The following is a 2,034-nucleotide window of genomic DNA, read 5'->3' as shown; positions in this document are numbered from 1 at the left end:
GTTATCAAGAGATCTGTATTTTTTTTTAAGCCATTTTCTGAATTTAGAAGCACAAACATCACAATAGCAAAGACCTTCGCTAGAATCGCCACCAAATTCATTATCAATTTGCCATCCAATAACATTTTTATTGTTTTTAAAATGTTCAACCATTTCTTGAACAATTTTTTTAGAGAATTGATGGTAGATGTCATTGTTGGGACAATATGCTCTTCGCCCACCAAAACTTGAGCGAATACCATTTTCATCTACCCGGAGTACTTCCAGGTGTTTTTTAACCAACCAGGCAGGGGGTGTAGCAGTGGGTGTCCCGAGAACCGTTTTAATCTCATGCCGACCAAGTATTTCAATTGCTTCATCCAGCCAGTTAAAAGAAAAAGATCCTTCTTCAGGCTCCATTTTCACCCAGGCAAATTCTCCTAACCTCACCACGTTAAACCTGGCTTCTTTCATTAAACGAGCATCCTCTTCCCATCTTTCTTTTGGCCAATGCTCTGGATAATAGTCGCATCCAAAATACATAGCTCTTCCTCCTTTCAAAAAAATTAATTAGCTTTTGATCAAAAGTTAAGAAAGACCATATCCACCGGTCAATCCTTCAATAAAATATCTTCTCAAAAACAGGAACACCAGAACGGTGGGAATAATTGCAATTAAAGCTCCGGCATTTTCCATCCCCCAAGACTGGATATAAGCGGCTTGCAAGTTTTGAATACCCACTGTGACTGGTTTTATTGCATCTCTTTGTATAAGAACCATTCCCCAAATGAAATCGTTCCATATCCAAGTAAATTCAAGTATTCCTAAAGCAGCCATAGCTGTAATACTAAGAGGAAGGGCTATTTTCCAATATAATCTAAACTCAGTACACCCTTCAATTCTAGCAGCGTCAAAAATATCAGTAGGAATAGTCTTCATAAAATTCCGTAAAAAAAAGGTACAAAACCCTGTTTGAAAAGAGACGTGATAAAGAATTACTGCCCAATAGGTATCATATATTTTTAAAGCTTTTCTTAGCTGATAAACAGGAATTAAATTCATTTGAGGAGGCAAAAGGTTAAAAAATAAAAAAATATTCAGTATTAAGTTACTTCCTTTAAAATCGTATCGACTAAGAGAATATGCTCCTAAAGAAGAAAGAAACAATGCTCCTAACACTGAAATAGGTACAATAATAAAACTACTAAGAAGATAATTTTTTACCCCTATCTCCCATGCATCGTGAAAATTCCGCCAATAAAACTGATTAGGAAAACCTAAAACATTACCTTTTGTTATCTCACTCATTGGCTTCATAGCTACAGAAAAAGAGCTATAAAAAGGAAGCACCCATAAAAGAGCAATAAACCAAAATATTATTGACCATAAAACCACTTTACTTTGCTTTTTTATCATCATTGAAAGTGAGCCTCCTTAGTAAAATGCTTCTTTCCCTAATATTTGACGTAAGTAAACCGCTATAAATGCCAAAGTAAGAATACAAAGAATTACAGCAATACTTGAACCATATCCTAGGAGAGTATTTCCAAAAGCTTCTTTAAACATAAAGTTTGCCAAAACGTTTGAAGCATTTGCTGGTCCTCCTCCAGTCATAGCAAAAACAAAATCAAAAGTTCGCAAAGAAAAAATTACTGTTATTATCATAGAGATAGTAAAAGTAGGCCTTAGCAAGGGTAAAACTACATAACGCACTTGTTGAAAGTAACTAGTTCCATCTATTTGAGACGCCTCTATTACCTCTCGAGGAATATTAGTCAAACCAGCATTGAAAATAATTATTAAGAGAGGAATGAAATTCCAACAAGAAGCAAAAATAACTGAGTAAAGAGCAATAGAGGGTTCTCCTAACCAAAGACGAGTTAGAGATTCCAATCCTATTTTGCGAAGAACAGTGTTAATTACGCCCCATTCAGGATTATACATCCATGCCCAAATTAGACTTACTGCGATCAAGGAAATTGCCATAGGAAGGTAAAAAATAACCCTTAGCACATTAGCACCTTTAAGTCTTTCTTCTAAACCTAAGGCTATAGC

3 protein-coding genes are annotated in these 2,034 nt (G+C 35.3%); all 3 read right to left on the bottom strand.

All coding sequences use genetic code 11. The features are described from left to right. Positions 1-522: beta-galactosidase (locus GXZ17_RS06080; RefSeq protein WP_409376399.1), on the bottom strand; the 522-nt coding region annotated here is incomplete at its 3' end. A 45-nt stretch (positions 523-567) separates the two neighbouring features. Further along, positions 568-1,398: a carbohydrate ABC transporter permease gene (locus GXZ17_RS06075; RefSeq protein WP_409376398.1), complete on the bottom strand. Its 831-nt coding sequence runs from the start codon at positions 1,396-1,398 to the stop codon at positions 568-570. A 15-nt stretch (positions 1,399-1,413) separates the two neighbouring features. Beyond that, positions 1,414-2,034: carbohydrate ABC transporter permease (locus tag GXZ17_RS06070; RefSeq protein ID WP_409376397.1), on the bottom strand; the 621-nt coding region annotated here is incomplete at its 5' end.

This window comes from Candidatus Sordicultor fermentans, from assembly GCF_012728195.1.
GTDB classification, from domain to species: Bacteria; Atribacterota; Atribacteria; order Atribacterales; family Caldatribacteriaceae; genus Sordicultor; species Sordicultor fermentans.
This window is presented reverse-complemented; position numbering and strand designations above follow the sequence as displayed.

Excerpts from the sequence above, each read along its gene's own strand:
- GXZ17_RS06075 (WP_409376398.1), bottom strand. The coding sequence starts at position 1,398 with ATGATGATAAAAAAGCAAAGTAAAGTGGTTTTATGGTCAATAATATTT.